This is a genomic window from Ralstonia sp. 25mfcol4.1 (assembly GCF_900104095.1).
Lineage (GTDB): Bacteria > Pseudomonadota > Gammaproteobacteria > Burkholderiales > Burkholderiaceae > Cupriavidus.
Genome location: NZ_FNJO01000021.1, coordinates 38,529 through 54,436, shown reverse-complemented (window position 1 = coordinate 54,436; position 15,908 = coordinate 38,529). Strand labels below are relative to the sequence as shown.

Here is a 15,908-nt window from a genome sequence, read left to right as displayed (position 1 = left end):
TGCCTCCGGTATGGCGCCGGCGCGGGTGACGCGCTTTACGGCATTTTTGAGCGCATAATTCCCGCTCCCGCGCCGGAGTACAAATTGGTTGGACCAATCCGCCGGTGGGGGCCGAAAACAGGGGACGGGGAAGGGATCGATGGGCGGCAGCGCACGTAACCGCGTGGAAGACATCATGCGCAGGATGGAGACCGCGTTGCTGGACGGCACGTGGCCCGTGGGCACCCGGCTGCCCGCCGAACGCGTGCTGGCCGAGCAGTACGCGGTGGCGCGCAACACGATCCGGGAGGCAATCCAGCGGCTGGCGGCGCGGGGGCTGCTGCAGAGCCGGCGTGGCGCCGGCGTATACGTCACCGATCAGCTGCGCACCGGCATTGCGTCGCCCTGGGGCCAGCTGGTGGCCGACCACCCGGCGCTGCGCGACGACATCCTGGAGTTCCGCCGGGTGCTGGAGGGCGCCACCGCCTACTTTGCCGCGCTGCGCGCCGACGCTGCCGATCTGAAGCGTATACGTGCCCTGCTCAAGGAACTGGAGCGGTCGCGCAAGACCGACGACAAGGCCGCCGAGGCCGAGGCCGACGCGAAGCTGCACGACGCGATTGCGCAGGCGTCGCACAACACCATGTTCCTGCACCTGCATACGAGCGTGATCGGCATGTTGCGCGAACACATCACGATCAACGGCACCGGCCTGCGCGAGGCCGACGGGGAGTCGTCGGACCTGCTGCTGCGCCAGCACCGCACGCTATGCGAGGCGATCCTGGCGCGTCGGCCCGAAGAGGCGCGCACGGCCATGCAGACCCATATCGATTTCGTGCGCAGCAAGGTGGACGGCGAAAGCGCCTGAGCGGCGCTGTCCGGAGAGGGGGCCGGACGGGCTGCCTGCGCCGCCGGCCGCAATTGGTCGTACCAGTTGCTGCGTACCCGTTCCCAATGGAATCAGTGACTTGGCGCGGCGGGTTACACCAGCCCCGAGTTCGTCAGCTCGCGCTTCACGTAGGCGTAAAAGATCGGTCCGGCAATCACGCCGGGGATGCCGTACAGCGTTTCCATCACCAGCATCACGGTCAACAGCTCCCACGCGGCCGCCTGTATACGCGCGCCGATGATGCGGGCGTTCAGGAAGTATTCGAGCTTGTGAATCACCACGAGGAAGAACAGCGACACGATGGCGATCGGCAGCGACACCGACAGCGACGCGATCACGATGGCCGTGTTCGAGATCAGGTTGCCCAGCACCGGCAGCAGCCCGGCAATGAAGGTGATGGCCACCAGCGTCTTGGACAGCGGCAGGTGCTGGTTGAACAGCGGCAGCGCCACCAGCAGGTAGATCGACGTCAGGATGGTGTTGATCGACGAGATCTGGATCTGGGCGAAGATGAACTGGGCGAACGACTGCTGCAGCGTGCGCGCGCGGTTGATGAGCGCGCCGGCCAGCGGCCGGCGGTTGGGCCGCGAAATGGCGCGGTACAGCGCGACCATCGCGCCGATGATCAGGCCCAGCACGATGTGCAGCAGGGTGCGGAGGATATCGGTGCCCAGCCGCTGCGCCATCTGGGCATGCTCGCGCATGGCGCCTAGCAGCGTGGTGACCAGCTCCTCGGTGCCGCTGGGCAGGTAATCGCTCAGCCAGGTGGGTAGCTGGGTACGGGACTGGTCGATGATGTCGGCGGCATGGTCCAGCAGCCGCTCGACGGTGGCGCTGTCCACGTTCAGGAAATGCACCAGCGCCCAGATGCCACCAGTCAGGGCCAGCAGGATGATGGCGGACAGGATGGCCACGGCCAGCGCATCGCGCCGGGAATGGGTCAGGCGGGGCGCCAGCACGTCGACCAGCGAATACAGCAGCAGCCCCGCCAGCAGGGCCGCCACCAGGTTCGCATGCATGACCAGCAGCAGCGCGCCGGCGGTCAGGACATATGACACCACCGTGACGCTGAACCAGCTTCCTGGTGGCAGGCGCGGGCAGGCCGATGACGGGGAGGTTGAGGATGAGGACGCGGCGTCGTTCAGGGCGCCATCGTTGGCGCGGTCTTCCGGGTTTTCCAGCTGCGGCATGTCTCGGCTGAGCACGATTGAATTGGAATGAGTAGGCGGATTGTCGACGTGGCGCGTAACAATGGCAAGACAGCTTGCGCAGACAAGCGATCTTGCCGGCGCCGGGCGCGGAACTTGCGTCGTCGCCGTGGCCTATATTGGGGAGCAGAAGACGGCGCTGCCGCGCCAGGAGACCGCCTGCCATGGCCTTTACCCAGACCGTCGGCGTCCGCCGGCATGTGTTTGCCGACCTGCGCACGCTGCTGGCCCGTGCCAGCCCGGCGCGCTCGGGCGACGCGCTGGCCGGCATCGCCGCCGCCAGCGAGGAGGAACGGATGGCCGCCCGCATGGCACTGGCGGACATGCCGCTGGCCCACTGCCTGACCGAGGCGCTGATTCCCTACGAGGACGACGAGGTCACGCGGCTGATCGTCGACAGCCACGACGCGGCGGCCTTTGCCGAGATCGCCAGCCTGACAGTTGGCGACTTCCGCAACTGGCTGCTGCGCCACGAGACCGATTCGGCCACGCTGGCCCGGGTGGCACCCGGCATCACCCCGGAAATGGCGGCGGCCGTCAGCAAGCTGATGCGTAACCAGGACCTGGTGGCGGTGGCGCGCAAGTGCCAGGTGGTGACGCGCTTTCGCGGCACGATCGGCCTGCCCGGCCGCCTGTCCGTGCGGCTGCAGCCCAACCATCCGACCGACGACCCGCGCGGCATCGCGGCGTCCATCGCCGATGGGCTGCTCTACGGGTGCGGCGACGCCACGATCGGCGTCAATCCGGCCGGCGACAACCTGGGCGCCATCGTCACGCTGCTGAAGCTGATCGACGATATCCGGACGCGCTACGACGTGCCCACGCAATCGTGCGTGCTGACCCACGTCACCCATACGCTGCGGGCCATGGAACAGGGCGCGCCCGTTGATCTGGTGTTCCAGTCGGTGGCCGGCAGCCAGGCCGCCAACGCGGCATTCGGCATCTCGCTGGCGCTGCTGGATGAGGCACGCCAGGCGGCGCTGTCGCTGGCGCGCGGCACGGTTGGCAACAACGTGATGTACTTCGAGACCGGCCAGGGCAGCGCGCTGTCGGCCAACGCTCACCATGGAATCGACCAGCAGACCATGGAATCCCGCGCCTATGCCGTGGCGCGGCGTTTCGAGCCGTTGCTGGTCAATACGGTGGTGGGTTTTATCGGTCCCGAGTATCTCTACGACGGCAAGCAGATCATCCGGGCCGGCCTTGAGGACCATTTCTGCGGCAAGCTGCTGGGCGTGCCGATGGGCTGCGACGTCTGCTACACGAACCACGCCGAGGCCGACCAGGACGACATGGACACGCTGCTGACGCTGTTCGGCGTGGCCGGCATCAACTTCATCATGGGCGTGCCGGGTGCCGACGACATCATGCTGAACTACCAGAGCACGTCGTTCCACGATGCGCTGTACCTGCGCGAGGTGCTGGGCCTGCGGCCCGCCCCCGAGTTCGAGGCGTGGCTGCAGCGCATGGGCATGCTGGACAGCGCCGGCCGCCTGCTGCCGCCCACCGCGCGCCAGCCGTTGCTGACGATGGCCGAATCGCTCTGACCAGACCGAGGACACGCCGATGCCGAACCACCCAGCCCCCCCGGAGCATCCCCCTCATGCCGAAGATCCGTGGCAACGCCTTCGCCAGTTCACGCGCGCCCGCGTGGCCATCGGCCGTACCGGCCATGCCCAGACCACCGAAACCGTGCTGGCGTTCGGCCTGGCCCACGCGCAGGCACGCGATGCGGTACACCTGCCGCTGGATGCCCATTCCATCGAGGCGGCGCTGCAGGCTGCCGGGCTGGCCGCTGTGCATGTCCACAGCGCCGCGCACGACCGAGACCAGTACCTGCGTCGCCCGGACCTGGGCCGCCGGCTCGACGACGCCAGCCGTGCCGCGCTGGCGGCCGATACCGGGGCTGATACCGAGGACGATACCCGGGCCGATACCCAACCGTACGACGTGGTGTTCGTGATTGCCGATGGCCTGTCCGCGCTGGCGGCGCAACGCCACGCGGTGCCGCTGCTGCAGGCCGTGCTGGCGCGGCTGCCGGCCTGGCGGACCGGCCCGGTCGTGGTGGCCCGGCAGGCACGCGTGGCCCTGGGCGACGAGATCGGCGAACGGCTGCAGGCGCGGCAGGTGGTGATGCTGATCGGCGAGCGCCCAGGGCTCAGTTCGCCGGACAGTCTCGGCATCTACCTGACCTACGATCCGCGCGTGGGTCGTACCGACGCGCAGCGCAACTGCATCTCGAACGTGCGCCCGGAAGGGCTTCCCTACGCGCAGGCGGCTGATCGTCTGGCGTTTTTGCTACGTGGGGCCGTGGCGCTGGGGCGGTCCGGGGTGGACCTGAAAGACGACAGCGCCGCCGGTGCGGCGGCGCTGCCAGGGACGTGATGCGCCAGGGGGAAGGGCTACGACATCATCACGCGCGAGAACCTGCCGCGCTGTGCGTCCTCCATCAGCATCATGAACTGGTCGCGGTCCATGTGAACCAGTTCCAGGTGGTCGCCCGCCTCGAACCAGACTTCGGGCTCGGCGAACAGGCTTTCGTCGACATAGGTCTGCATGCCGTACGACATCGCGCACGGCGGGATGGCGCCAAGATCGCAATCCTTGAAGACTTCGCGGATTTCGTCCTCATGCGCCAGCACCAGCTTGCGGCCCGTCATTTCGCACAGGACCGATAGCTGCAGATGGTGGTTCGACGGGATCACGGCGGCCACGTAGCCGCCTTCATCTTCCAGCAGCAACGTCTTGGCCAGACGGTGCCCCGGTACATGTGCCGCGTGCGCCGTGGCCATGCTGCTGAGACTGTAGGGGTGACGAATGATGTCGAACCGGCTGTTCATGCGGCTGAGCCGGCCAGCCAGGGTGCCTGCCATTGCCATGATCGTCTTCCTTCCCGCGCGGGTGGGCGCGGTTTAGTCCTGAGTGTTCTCACTATAGGCACTGTCGCCGCGCATGCGAGGCCAGATTGCCTGCAGCTCGGTCTTGAGGAAGGTCAGCAGATAGCGCGTGGCCATGGTCTGGTAGCGGTTGGGCATGGTCAGCATGTAGAGCTTGCTGCCGAACACGCTGATGCGATAGTCGGGCAGCAGCGGCACGAGCGTGCCATCCGCGAGATCCTTGCCCACCGCATAGAGCGGGAAAATGCCGAGGCCGAGCCCGCCAACCACGGCATCCTTCAGGAACGCGAAGTTCTCGGAACTCAGCGTGGGCGCCAGCACCACCTGTTCGCGCTCCCCGGTGGCGTGGCGGATACCCGAAGCTTTCAGCTTCTGGCCAATCGGCGATGCGCAGACGATGGCATGGGCGCCAAGGTCGGCCAGCACCGCCGGCTTCGGCCGGCCCGCCAGATAGGCGGGCGCGCCGCAGACAATCCAGTCGACCGTGCCGATCTCGGTGGCCACGACCGAATCTGGCGGCGTCGAAATGATGCGCAGCGCCACCTCGACATCCTCGGACACGAGGTTGTGGATGCGGTTGTCGAACACCACGTCGAGCGTGATGTCGGGATAGCGTTGCTTGAACTGCACCAGCAGCGGCGACAGCATGGCGTGCCCCAGGCCGGTGGGTACCGACAGCCGAACATGGCCCTGCAGGCTCTTGCCCATGCTGCTGATCAGCGCGTTGGCGGCGGCGACTTCGCCCAGGATGTTGCGGCCGTGCTCGTAGAGCCCGGCGCCGACGGGCGTGGGCTCCACGTGGCGCGTGGTCCGGCGCAGCAGTTGCACGCCCAGTTCCTCCTCCAGCGCCTTGAGGTGGTAGCTGACATTGGCGCGCGTCATCTTGAGCTTGCGCGCGGCGGCGCTGAGGTTGCCCGCGTCGACGATATCGACGAACAGGCGCAGGGCGTTGAGATCCATGACGAGACAGGCGCGGGAATGAAAAAGGGGCCCGAAGGCCCCCCAGTTTGCCATGACGGCAGCGGCGCGCGTCCCGGCGCCGGCGTCAGTGCTCGTGATGCAGGTACTTTGCCTGGCGCGGCAGGCGCAGGCTGACCAGGAATGCAATAACCATCATGCCGGTCACGTACCAGTAGAACGCGTCCTCCTGACCACCCTTTTTCAGGGCCAGCGCCACGTATTCGGCCGTACCGCCGAATAGCGCATTGGCGATGGCATAGGCCAGGCCCACGCCCAGCGCACGTACTTCCGGCGGGAACATTTCGGCCTTCACGATGCCGCTGATCGACGTGTAGAAGCTGACGATGGCCAGGGCCACGCAGATCAGCAGGCCGGCCATTTCGGGGCTCGATACCGTCTTCAGCGCGGTCAGGATCGGTACCGTGGCAATGGAGCCCAGCGCGCCGAACAGCATCATGTTGTGGCGGCGGCCGATGCGGTCGGACAGCGCGCCGAACAGCGGCTGCATGCACATGTAGAGGAACAGGCAGACCGTCATCACGTAGCTGGTGGTCTTGATCGGCAGGTGGGCCGTGTTGACCAGGAACTTCTGCATGTACGTGGTGAACGTGTAGAAGATCAGCGAGCCCCCGGCGGTATAACCGAGCACCGTGAAGAACGCGGCCTTGTGGTGGCGGAAGATCTCGCTCACCGTGCCGGCGCCCTTGCTGTTGCGCTGCTGCGCGGTGGTGGTCTCATGCAGCGTGCGGCGAAGCAGCAGGGCCACCACGGCGGTGATGGCGCCGACCACGAAGGGGATGCGCCAGCCGTAGGATTTCAGTTCCGCTTCGGTCAGCATTTGCTCCAGCAGCACAATGACCAGTACAGCCAGCAGCTGGCCGCCGATCAGCGTCACGTACTGGAACGACGAGAAGAAGCCGCGTCGGCCCTTGAGCGCCACTTCGCTCATGTAGGTGGCGGTGGTGCCGTATTCGCCGCCGACCGACAGGCCCTGCAGCAGCCGCGCCACCAGCAGCAGCGCAGGCGCCCAGTTGCCGATGGTCTCGTAGGTCGGCAGACAGGCGATCAGCAGCGAGCCGAAGCACATCATGACCACCGAGATCAGCAGCGAATTCTTGCGGCCGTTACGGTCCGCGATACGGCCAAAGAGCCAGCCGCCGATCGGTCGCATCAGGAAGCCCGCCGCAAACACCCCGGCAGTGTTCAGCAGTTGTGCCGTGGGGTCGCCTTTCGGGAAGAAGGCCGGCGCGAAATAGATCGCGCTGAAGGCATAGATATAGAAGTCGAACCACTCCACGAGGTTGCCCGACGACGCGGCCACGATGGCAAAGACGCGTTTTCTGGTTTCTTCGGGGGAGGGTGCCGTGCCGTTGACGGCGGAGGAGGCGATGTCTGTCATAGGACCTTCTGTTCTTGACTTGGCGGCGGGGGCGCCGCTGGATACGGACGAGGAGAGCGAGGTACGACGAAGGCCGGCAAAACCGCCAAGCCGGCCTGGGGGCGTCGCAGGTCGGGCCCGTGTGCCCGGCTAGCGTAGCGCGGAACGGCCAGCCACCCAAGGGGGGCGGCTTTCGCAATTGCCCTGGCATATTGCAAATGCCTTGCCACCAGCGGTTTTGCGCCGCATTGTCCGATTGGCTGGAAAGAGTTTTTACAAAGCGCGCCCACCCGACATGAAAATCCTGGCCGGTGTGACCTCCGTCACCAAGCCAACTTGCGTGGGCCGCGCGGCTGCGCAATCATGCAGGGCGATTCTGAACGCCGTCTTTCAACGCCCCTGTCCATGTCCAATCCGCGCCTCCTGCCGTTCCTGCTGGCACCTTTGCTGTGGCTGGCCGCCGCGGTGGCACTTGCCGAGGGCGATCCCAACCTCGTGCAGTGCCAGCGCATCAACCAGGCGCAATTGCGGACGGCTTCCGAGGAGACGCTGCTGTTCCTGCGCTGCCGGGCACGGCAGATTTCCTATGACGCCCCGCGGCTCAAGGGCGTGACCCAGAAATTCCGCGACGACCTCGTGTTTTCCTGCCTGGACCAGGCCGACGAGATCGAGCACCAACTGCGGGTGGGCCATGGCTACACGCGGGAAACGCTGGCCCGCAAGAAATGTGATCATTAGGGCTTGTCGGGCGATTGTCAAATTATCTTGACGGTTCTGTACAAGTTGGCGTGGATTGTCAAAATCGATGGTCGGCGTACCATTGGCGGCCATTGTTGTCGTACCGACTCACCCGGAGACTGTCATGGCCCTCGACGCCGAATCCTTTTCCCTGCTGCGCGCCTCCGTGCAGCGTTTCATCGATGAGCGCCTGAAGCCGGCCGAAGACACGCTGGAGGAAATCGACGACGTGCCGGCCGACATCGTGGCCGACATGAAGGAGATGGGCCTGTTCGGCATCTCCATTCCGGAAAACTACGGTGGCATCGGCCTGTCGATGTCGCAGGAATGCGATGTGGTCTATGACCTGGGCCATACGGCCTTCGCGTTCCGCTCCGTCTTCGGCACCAACGTGGGCATTGGCTCGCAGGGCATCCTGATGGATGGCACCGAGGAGCAGAAGCAGACCTACCTGCCCAAGATCGCCAGCGGCGAGCTGGTCATCTCCTTCGCGCTGACCGAGCCGAACGCAGGGTCGGACGCCGCATCGCTGCAGACGCGTGCCGAGCTCGATGGCGACCACTACGTCATCAACGGTACCAAGCGGTTCATCACCAACGCGCCGCGTGCCGGCGCCTTCACGCTGATGGCCCGCACGGGCGGCCAGGGTGCCTCGGGCATTTCGTCGTTCATCGTGCCGGCCGACACCCCGGGCATCTCGCTGGGCAAGCCTGACAAGAAGATGGGCCAGCGCGGCACCAAGACGTGCGACGTGGTTCTGGAAAACGTGCGCGTGCCGGCCGCAAACATCATCGGCGGCGTGCCGGGCGTGGGCTTCAAGACCGCCATGAAGGTGCTGGACCGTGGCCGCCTCCATATCTCTGCGCTGGCTTGCGGCATGGCACATCGGCTAATTACCGATGCCGTCGCCTACGCGAAGGAGCGCAAGCAGTTCGGCAAGCCGATTGGCGACTTCCAGCTGATCCAGGCCATGCTGGCCGACAGCCAGGCCGAACTGTACGCCGGCCTGTCGATGGTGCGCGATTGCGCGCACCGCTACGACGCCAAGCCGGCCGGCCAGAGCGACCCCGAGGTCAGCATGCTGGCGTCCTGCACCAAGATGTTCTGTACCGAAATGGTGGGCCGCGTGGCCGATCGCGCCGTGCAGATCCACGGCGGCGCCGGTTACATCGCCGAATACAAGGCCGAACGGTTCTATCGCGACGTGCGCCTGCTGCGCCTGTACGAGGGCACCACGCAGATCCAGCAACTGATCATCGCCAAGCAGCTGCTGCGCGACTGATCCGGCTGACAGCAGCGGACCGACCCGAGGGGATAGGAGACAGGATGAGCAAGATCCAGGTTGCGGCCCCACAGGGGACGGCCGCTGCAGACCACGGCGCGGTGCATCGGCTCCGGGCCGTGGTGGCCACGTATCGCACCACGCTGCAGGCCTACACGCTGGTCGTGTCGGCCGATACGCTGATGGCACTTTCGACCGGCCCCGAGCCGGCGCACTCGGCCCGCGACTATCGCGCCCAGGCACATCTGGACCGCCTTCACCAGGCGGTACGCGATTGCGGGCTGGCGCTGCCCAGTGCCATCGTCGTGGCGGTGGCCGGCGGCACCATGCGGTGCGAATGCGACCATCTCTATTCGCTGGACCTCGATCCGCGTGCGGGCGACAGCCTGATCGTGCTCGATGGCTACGACCGCCTGGTCGCGCTGGCCGATAGCGGCCGCGGCCATATCAAGACGCTGGTCACGGCCGTGCTGTGCTCCAACGTGACGACCGCTGCCGAGCCTCCGATGCCTGCCACGGAAGCCGACTGTGCGCTGATGCACGTGTCCGCAGCCGCCCGCTGGGCCGGTGCCACGCGCGTCTGGCAGTAAATCCGGCAGTCAGCCCGGCAGTCCAGCCGGGGCAGTCCACCCTTGGCAGTCCAGCCGGGCAGTCAGCGGGTCATCTGTCATCGCGCGGTGACGCTGCCCGCGCAGAATCCGGGCTCAGGCCCAGACCGTGTCGACTTCGCGTAGCAGATGGCCCGCGAGGATGTAGTCGCCAAAGCGCGTTGCCTTGGCTTCCAGATCCAGCAAGTCCCGGTCGGCCAGCAGGCCAAGGTCGAACTGGCAGTACAGGTTGCGTTGCCGGAACGTGGTCTTGGGCCTGCCCAGCCCCGCCTGCAGGGCTTCAGGTGTGCGGACGGCGATACTTTCCTGTCCGCGGTATTGCACCTTGATGCCGCGCTTCTCGCCAAGCCGGCCGAGCTCGATGGCGTCCTGCCACCCCGTCTCATAGTCCAGCTCAAGCCCAAGCGCCTGCTCCGAGGCCAGAAGCCTGAGCGCTTCCGCCTTGCTGCCAGCTCGCACAATTGACATCCACACCTCAAGTCTCAAGAAAGACTGTATAAATATACAGTGTTCGAGCACTTGTCTCAAGGGCACGTAAGGCAAGGGCACATGAGGCAGGGGCCCGTAAGGCAAGGGCACATGAGGCAGGGGCCCGTAAGGCAAGGGCAGGTGAGGCAAGGGCACGTAAGGCAGGAGCCCGTGAGGCCATCGCACGTGAGGCAAGGGCCCGCGAGGCAGGGGCACGTAAGGCAAGGGCAGGTGTGGGGCCAAGCGCACATAAGACGCCAGCGGCTCACACGGCCCCGGCGGCCTGTGCAAGCTGTGCGGCGCGTGGCGCCCCGCCGGCTCAGGGCTTGCTGGCGTCCGGCGGTGCGGCCGCCGCCGGCGTCCCGGCCTCGGCAGGAACCGCGGTCGGCGCCGTCGCAGTCGCGCCGAAATCGCCGGCGAATGCCTGCGTCAGCATGGCCGGGCCCAGGTAGCGGCGGATCGCGGCGTTGACGGCTGCGGGGGTGGCCGTGCGGATGGCTTCCTCGATGGCCGCCGTGTGCGCCATGGTCCGGCCCAGGTACGCCTGGTTGGCCAGCGCGCCGGCCAGTGCGCCGTCGCGCGTGCGGCTGACCATGCCCTGTTGCAACAGCCCGCTGGCGGCCTCGGCCACTTCGCTGGCCGTGACGCCGTCGCGGACAAAGCGCGCCATTTCTTCGTCGACGGCCTTGCGCAGGCGGGGCAGGTTCTGCGGGGCGTAGGCCGCCCAGAGCCCGAACCGGCCGGCGCGGTCGAGCGCGCCGACCGACAGCGAGCTGGACACCCCATAGCTGATGCCGTCGAGCTGGCGCAGGCGGTCGGCCAGCCGGCTACGCATGCCGGTGCCGCCGAACACCCGGCTCGCGATCAGCATCAGCGGGTAGTCGGGTGAATCGCTGACCAGGTCCACCGGCTGCGAGGCCAGGTAGACCGCATTGGCCTTGCCCGGCGTGTCGAGCGTGAAGTCGGTGGCGGGAATCGCCACGAACGGCCGGTCCACCCGCTCGAACGGTACCTGGGCGCGCCAGTCGCCAAAAAGGAATGCGGCCTGCCGAATGGCGTCATCGGCGTCGAAATCGCCAACGATGGCCAGCTGCGCATGCTCCGCGCCATAAAAGCGCGCATGGAAATCGCGCAGGTCCGCCACCGATACGGCGCGCAGTTCGGCCACGCTTTCGTCAAACGTTGGCGTGTAGCGCGGGTCGCCCGGCGGATACGGATTGCCGTGACGCCCCAGGGCATTCGGCGCCAGCGCGTTGGGCTGCTTGCGCTGGCTTTCGATGCCGGCGACGCTGCTGGCCCGCAACGTCTCCAGTTCATTACCGGGGAAGGTCGGCATGCGCAGCACGGTGCGCAGCAGCGCCAGCAGGTCGGGCAGGTATTCGCGCCGCGTGTCGAAGCGCACGGTCACACGTTCGTCGCTGCCCGAGATCGACACGTTGGCTTTCAGCGCCTCGAAGCGGTCGGCGATCTGCTGCCGCGTGAACGCACCGGCGCCGCGGTCGAGCATGGCGCCCGTCATGGATCCCACCGCATTCTTGCCCTGCAGTGCCTGCAGGTTGCCGATGCGCAGGATCAGCGTGCCGTTGACCGCGCCGCCGCGCGTGGGCTTGGGCAGCAATGCGAGCTGCATGCCATTGGGCAGCGTCTGGCGCACGGTATGGGCGTCGATATTGGCCGGGGCCGGATCAAAGGTGGCCACGGCCTGCGCCGCCGGCTTGCCCGTGTAGTGCTGCGTCAGCGCAGCCAGATCGGGCGCGGCGGGGATGGCGGCCAGCTGCGGCTTGTCTCCCGGCACGAACTCGCCCACCGTGCGGTTCGCGGGGCGGAAGTAGTTTTCGGCCACGCGCTGCACGTCGGCCCGGGTGGTGGTCTCCACGCGGTCGCGGTTGATGAAGAACAGCCGCCAGTCGCCCTTGGCGATGGCACCGGACAGCGCCACGCCGTAGGCGGCCGGATCATTGAGCGTCTTCTCGTAGGCATTGCGCAGGCGCACCCGCGCGCGCTCCACTTCCTCGTCGGTGACGGGCTGCGTCGCGATGCCCTCCACCGTCGCGATCAGCGCATCACGCACCGGCCCGATCGGACGGTCCCTGCTGGTGCCCGCCGCAAACTGGATCACCCCCGGGTCCTTCATGGAGGTGAAGAACGACCCCTGCCACGCGGCCTTGCGGGTGTCCACCAGGCTGCGTTCGAGCCGGCCTCCCGGCGTGTCCGCCAGGATGACCGCCAGCATGTCCAGCGCCGTGATGTCGGGGTGCGCGCCCGGCGCCACGTGATACATCGCCGACACGATGCTGCTGTCGCCCGGCCGCACCAGCGTCAGCTCGCGCGCGCCTTCCTGGGCCGGCTCGACCGTGTACTCGGGCGGCAGCACGCGTGTCGGACGCGGAATCGCGCCAAAGGCCTGTTCGATCCGGGCCAGCGTGCGCGCCGCGTCGAACTGCCCCGTGACGACCAGCACGGCGTTGTCGGGCTGGTAGTAACGGCGATAGAACGCCTGCAGGTTGTCGATGCCCACGCGCTCCACGTCGCTGCGCGCGCCGATCACCGCCTTGCTGTAGTTGTGCCAGCGGTAGGCGGCCGCGTACATCTGCTGCTGCAGCATGCGCATGGGATTGTTCTCGCCAATCTCCATTTCGTTGCGCACCACGGTCATCTCGCTGTCCAGGTCCTTGCGCGCCACGAAGCTGTTGACCATGCGGTCGGCCTCCATGCGCAGCGCCCAGTCGAGGTTGTCCTCGCTGGCCGCGAAGGTCTCGAAGAAATTGGTACGGTCCTGGTTGGTGGTGCCGTTGTACTGCATGCCGCGCCGCGCGAATTCGGTCGGAATGGTCTTGCCCGGCAGCGACGGCGTGCCCTTGAACAGCAGGTGTTCCAGCAGGTGCGCCATGCCCGTTTCGCCGTAGTTTTCATGGCGGCTGCCGACCAGATAGGTCATGTTGACCGTGGTGGTGGGCTGCGCATCGTCGGGCGCCAGCAGGATGCGCAGTCCGTTGGGCAGCCGGTATTCGGTGATGCCTTCGACGGTGGTGACGGGTGTGGCGCGTGCCGCCGGCGCGGCGGCCGGGGGGGCAGCCAGCGGACCGGTCCGCGCCGCGTGGACGTCGGGGACGCTCAGGCCGCAGACGATGGCCACGGCAATCCCGGCGATTCGGGTCATGCCGGCAACGGGACGACGACGGTTCATGCAGACTCCAGAGGCGGCATGCAACGCCGCAGGTGAGCAGATTCTAGCCTCAGCGGCGCGCCGTGCAACGCGGCCGACCGCACTTTCAGAATCGGGCGCAAAGTGACGTCGTCTTTCCTTCAGAATGGCTTCAGGAGAATGTCCGATTCCAGCGCATTCAAGGCGCCGCACTGGCGTAGGATGCGTGCCATGGAACTCGATCCCGACACCTGCTACAAGGCCATTGCGTCACATGACCGCCGTTTCGACGGACGCTTCTTCGTAGGCGTGTCGTCCACGGGCGTGTACTGCCGGCCGATCTGCGCGGTGCGCACGCCGAAGCGCGAAAACTGCACGTTCTACGAGTCCGCGGCGGCCGCGGAAAAGCATGGCTTCCGGCCGTGCCTGCGCTGTCGGCCGGAACTGGCCCCGGGCCATGGGCTGGCGGACATCTCCGGAAGGCTGGCGCAGGCCGCCGCCACGCTGATCGACGAAGGCTTCATGGCCGGTGCCGGCGTGGCGCAGCTGGCCGCGCGCATCGGCGTGACCGAGCGCCATCTGCGCCGGCTGTTCGACGCGGAGTTCGGGGTGTCGGTGCATGAGTACGCGCAGACGCAGAAGCTGCTGCTCGCCAAGCGCCTGCTGACCGATACCGCGCTGCCCGTGACGGAAGTGGCGCTGGCGGCCGGGTTTGGCAGCGTGCGGCGCTTCAACGACGTGCTCAAGGAGCGGTATGGGCTGACGCCACTGGCCATGCGCAAGCGCGCGGCCGATGGCATGGCCGATCGCCTGGTTTTCGAACTGGGCTATCGTCCGCCGCTGGCCTGGGCCGAATGGCTCGGATTCCTCGCCGTGCGGGCTGTTGACGGCATCGACCAATGCCACGCCGGGGTCTATACGCGCACGATTGCCATCGACGCGGGCGGCCACCGGCACCTTGGCTGGGTGCGGCTGGAACACGTGCCGAAGCGCACGGTGGTGCGGGTAACGTTGTCCGGTTCGCTGGCGCACGTGATTCCGCAGGCTTTGGGAAAGGTGCGCCGCCTCTGCGATCTGGGCTGCCGTCCCGACATCGTTGACGCGCACCTGGGCGAACTGGCGGCCGGCACGCCGGGCATGCGGCTGCCGGGCACCTTCGACGGGCTGGAGATTGCGGTGCGGGCCGTCGTCGGACAGGTGATTTCGGTGATCCAGGCGCGCCGTATCCTGGCGCGGCTGGTGCGTATCGCCGGCGAGCCGTTGCCGCCGCAGGCGCTGGCCGGCCTGGCGAGTTCCGCCGATGCCACCCAGGCGGCGCCCGTGACCCATGCCTTCCCGACCGCACAGGCGCTGGCCGCGCTGCCCGATGCCGATTACCAGGCGGCCGGCGTGTCGGTGCCGAAGATCCGCGCGATCCGGGCCCTGGCGCGACAGGTGGCGGCCGGGGAGATCCGCCTCGACCCGCACGCGGCGCCCGAGGACACCGTCGCGCGGCTGTGCGCGATCGACGGTATCGGCGACTGGACGGCGCAGTACGTGGCCATGCGGGCGCTGGGATGGCCCGATGCGTTTCCGGGCACCGACTACGCGTTGCGCAAGGTGCTGGACGTCAGCACCGTGCGGGCGATGCAGGCCAGGACCGCGCAATGGGCGCCGTGGCGCGCCTATGCGGCGATCCACCTGTGGCATCGCTACGAGCAAATCAAGGACGCTGCGCAGACGCCGGGCGCCGGCGCCGACAGCATCGACATCCGGAACAGCAACATCGAGGACAGCGAGGAAGAAGCAGCATGAACAGCTATCAGATCATCGACAGCCCGCTGGGCGACATCCTGCTGCGCGCGCAAGACGGCCTGCTGACAGGCGTGTTCTTCGCGGGGCAGAAGTACCACCCCGGCCAGGCACGCGCCACGGCGCCGGCATCCGATGCCGATGCACGCGTGCTGGCGCAGGCGGCGGAAGAACTCGACGCCTACTTCGACGGCCGGCTCCAAACGTTTACCGTGCCGATCCGGTTTGCCGGCAGTGCGTTCCAGCAACGAATCTGGCAAGCGCTTTGTGACATCGAATTTGGCGAAACATCGACGTACGGGCAACTCGGCGCCGGTCTCGGCCTGCCGCCGAGCCATTCACGCGCGGTAGGTGGGGCGGTGGGCCGCAATCCGCTGTCGGTCATCGTGCCGTGCCATCGCGTGCTGGGCGCGTCGGGGGCGCTGACAGGCTACGCCGGCGGGGTCGATCGGAAGCGCGCGCTGCTGGGACTGGAGGGCGTGCTGCAAGCGGGCGACGATGGCAATGGCCCGGGTCAGCCCGGCCACGCGCGCGCGGCTCAGGCGGCGTTGGCGCTCTATTGAAC

At 67.3% G+C, this 15,908-nt stretch carries 14 protein-coding genes; 8 read left to right on the top strand and 6 right to left on the bottom strand.

All coding sequences use genetic code 11. The features are described from left to right. Positions 1 to 139: 139 nt before the first annotated feature. Complete coding sequence (locus BLQ58_RS26355; RefSeq protein ID WP_029051019.1) at positions 140 to 847, top strand: FadR/GntR family transcriptional regulator; 708 nt, start codon at positions 140 to 142, stop codon at positions 845 to 847. Positions 848 to 960: 113 nt separating this feature from the next. On the opposite strand, the gene BLQ58_RS26350 is transcribed toward BLQ58_RS26355, so the two are convergent. Further along, positions 961 to 2,058, bottom strand: a complete 1,098-nt coding sequence (locus BLQ58_RS26350) for an AI-2E family transporter (protein ID WP_049815861.1) — start codon at positions 2,056 to 2,058, stop codon at positions 961 to 963. A gap of 182 nt (positions 2,059 to 2,240) precedes the next feature. Here BLQ58_RS26350 and BLQ58_RS26345 point away from each other — a divergent pair, with 182 nt between their 5' ends. Both BLQ58_RS26345 and eutC read left to right on the top strand, forming a co-directional pair. Next, positions 2,241 to 3,623: an ethanolamine ammonia-lyase subunit EutB gene (locus BLQ58_RS26345; protein WP_029051021.1), complete on the top strand. Its 1,383-nt coding sequence runs from the start codon at positions 2,241 to 2,243 to the stop codon at positions 3,621 to 3,623. 19 nt (positions 3,624 to 3,642) lie between these two features. After that, entirely contained in the window at positions 3,643 to 4,461 is an 819-nt protein-coding gene (gene eutC / locus BLQ58_RS26340) for an ethanolamine ammonia-lyase subunit EutC (RefSeq protein WP_049815862.1), read from the top strand. Positions 4,462 to 4,478: 17 nt separating this feature from the next. Here the strand turns inward: eutC and BLQ58_RS26335 are convergent, their stop codons facing one another. From BLQ58_RS26335 to BLQ58_RS26325, 3 genes are all read right to left on the bottom strand, one after another. After that, a complete protein-coding gene (locus tag BLQ58_RS26335; protein WP_029051023.1) occupies positions 4,479 to 4,955 on the bottom strand; it encodes an aminoacyl-tRNA deacylase in 477 nt (158 codons plus the stop codon). Between the two features lie 33 nt (positions 4,956 to 4,988). Beyond that, complete coding sequence (locus BLQ58_RS26330; protein ID WP_029051024.1) at positions 4,989 to 5,933, bottom strand: LysR family transcriptional regulator; 945 nt, start codon at positions 5,931 to 5,933, stop codon at positions 4,989 to 4,991. A gap of 85 nt (positions 5,934 to 6,018) precedes the next feature. Then, a complete protein-coding gene (locus BLQ58_RS26325; protein ID WP_029051025.1) occupies positions 6,019 to 7,332 on the bottom strand; it encodes an MFS family transporter in 1,314 nt (437 codons plus the stop codon). Between the two features lie 384 nt (positions 7,333 to 7,716). Here BLQ58_RS26325 and BLQ58_RS26320 point away from each other — a divergent pair, with 384 nt between their 5' ends. The 3 genes from BLQ58_RS26320 (at position 7,717) to BLQ58_RS26310 (ending at position 9,921) form a co-directional block, all read left to right on the top strand. After that, positions 7,717 to 8,049, top strand: a complete 333-nt coding sequence (locus tag BLQ58_RS26320; protein ID WP_049815863.1) for a hypothetical protein — start codon at positions 7,717 to 7,719, stop codon at positions 8,047 to 8,049. Between the two features lie 124 nt (positions 8,050 to 8,173). Continuing rightward, entirely contained in the window at positions 8,174 to 9,331 is a 1,158-nt protein-coding gene (locus BLQ58_RS26315; protein WP_029051027.1) for an acyl-CoA dehydrogenase family protein, read from the top strand. Between the two features lie 44 nt (positions 9,332 to 9,375). Beyond that, the gene (locus BLQ58_RS26310) at positions 9,376 to 9,921 is read left to right on the top strand and encodes a hypothetical protein (protein WP_029051028.1); all 546 of its coding nucleotides are present in this window, start codon (positions 9,376 to 9,378) and stop codon (positions 9,919 to 9,921) included. Between the two features lie 114 nt (positions 9,922 to 10,035). Here BLQ58_RS26310 and BLQ58_RS26305 read toward each other — a convergent pair whose 3' ends face one another. Together BLQ58_RS26305 and BLQ58_RS26300 are read right to left on the bottom strand one after the other, a co-directional pair. Beyond that, the gene (locus BLQ58_RS26305; RefSeq protein ID WP_029051029.1) at positions 10,036 to 10,407 is read right to left on the bottom strand and encodes a hypothetical protein; all 372 of its coding nucleotides are present in this window, start codon (positions 10,405 to 10,407) and stop codon (positions 10,036 to 10,038) included. 319 nt (positions 10,408 to 10,726) lie between these two features. Continuing rightward, on the bottom strand, positions 10,727 to 13,594 hold the full coding sequence (locus tag BLQ58_RS26300; RefSeq protein WP_049815864.1) for a M16 family metallopeptidase: 2,868 nt from the start codon (positions 13,592 to 13,594) through the stop codon (positions 10,727 to 10,729). 189 nt (positions 13,595 to 13,783) lie between these two features. Between BLQ58_RS26300 and BLQ58_RS26295 the strand changes: the two genes are divergently transcribed. Both BLQ58_RS26295 and BLQ58_RS26290 read left to right on the top strand, forming a co-directional pair. After that, on the top strand, positions 13,784 to 15,346 hold the full coding sequence (locus tag BLQ58_RS26295) for a DNA-3-methyladenine glycosylase 2 family protein (RefSeq protein ID WP_049815870.1): 1,563 nt from the start codon (positions 13,784 to 13,786) through the stop codon (positions 15,344 to 15,346). Next, entirely contained in the window at positions 15,343 to 15,906 is a 564-nt protein-coding gene (locus BLQ58_RS26290; RefSeq protein ID WP_049815865.1) for a methylated-DNA--[protein]-cysteine S-methyltransferase, read from the top strand. The genes BLQ58_RS26295 and BLQ58_RS26290 overlap by 4 nt, the downstream gene beginning before the upstream one ends. Positions 15,907 to 15,908 lie beyond the last annotated feature (2 nt).

Excerpts from the sequence above, each read along its gene's own strand:
- BLQ58_RS26290 (WP_049815865.1), top strand. The coding sequence starts at position 15,343 with ATGAACAGCTATCAGATCATCGACAGCCCGCTGGGCGACATCCTGCTG.
- BLQ58_RS26315 (WP_029051027.1), top strand. The coding sequence starts at position 8,174 with ATGGCCCTCGACGCCGAATCCTTTTCCCTGCTGCGCGCCTCCGTGCAG.
- BLQ58_RS26295 (WP_049815870.1), top strand. The coding sequence starts at position 13,784 with ATGGAACTCGATCCCGACACCTGCTACAAGGCCATTGCGTCACATGAC.
- eutC (WP_049815862.1), top strand. The coding sequence starts at position 3,643 with ATGCCGAACCACCCAGCCCCCCCGGAGCATCCCCCTCATGCCGAAGAT.
- BLQ58_RS26355 (WP_029051019.1), top strand. The coding sequence starts at position 140 with ATGGGCGGCAGCGCACGTAACCGCGTGGAAGACATCATGCGCAGGATG.
- BLQ58_RS26320 (WP_049815863.1), top strand. The coding sequence starts at position 7,717 with ATGTCCAATCCGCGCCTCCTGCCGTTCCTGCTGGCACCTTTGCTGTGG.
- BLQ58_RS26305 (WP_029051029.1), bottom strand. The coding sequence starts at position 10,407 with ATGTCAATTGTGCGAGCTGGCAGCAAGGCGGAAGCGCTCAGGCTTCTG.
- BLQ58_RS26335 (WP_029051023.1), bottom strand. The coding sequence starts at position 4,955 with ATGGCAATGGCAGGCACCCTGGCTGGCCGGCTCAGCCGCATGAACAGC.
- BLQ58_RS26350 (WP_049815861.1), bottom strand. The coding sequence starts at position 2,058 with ATGCCGCAGCTGGAAAACCCGGAAGACCGCGCCAACGATGGCGCCCTG.
- BLQ58_RS26300 (WP_049815864.1), bottom strand. The coding sequence starts at position 13,594 with ATGAACCGTCGTCGTCCCGTTGCCGGCATGACCCGAATCGCCGGGATT.
- BLQ58_RS26345 (WP_029051021.1), top strand. The coding sequence starts at position 2,241 with ATGGCCTTTACCCAGACCGTCGGCGTCCGCCGGCATGTGTTTGCCGAC.
- BLQ58_RS26310 (WP_029051028.1), top strand. The coding sequence starts at position 9,376 with ATGAGCAAGATCCAGGTTGCGGCCCCACAGGGGACGGCCGCTGCAGAC.
- BLQ58_RS26325 (WP_029051025.1), bottom strand. The coding sequence starts at position 7,332 with ATGACAGACATCGCCTCCTCCGCCGTCAACGGCACGGCACCCTCCCCC.
- BLQ58_RS26330 (WP_029051024.1), bottom strand. The coding sequence starts at position 5,933 with ATGGATCTCAACGCCCTGCGCCTGTTCGTCGATATCGTCGACGCGGGC.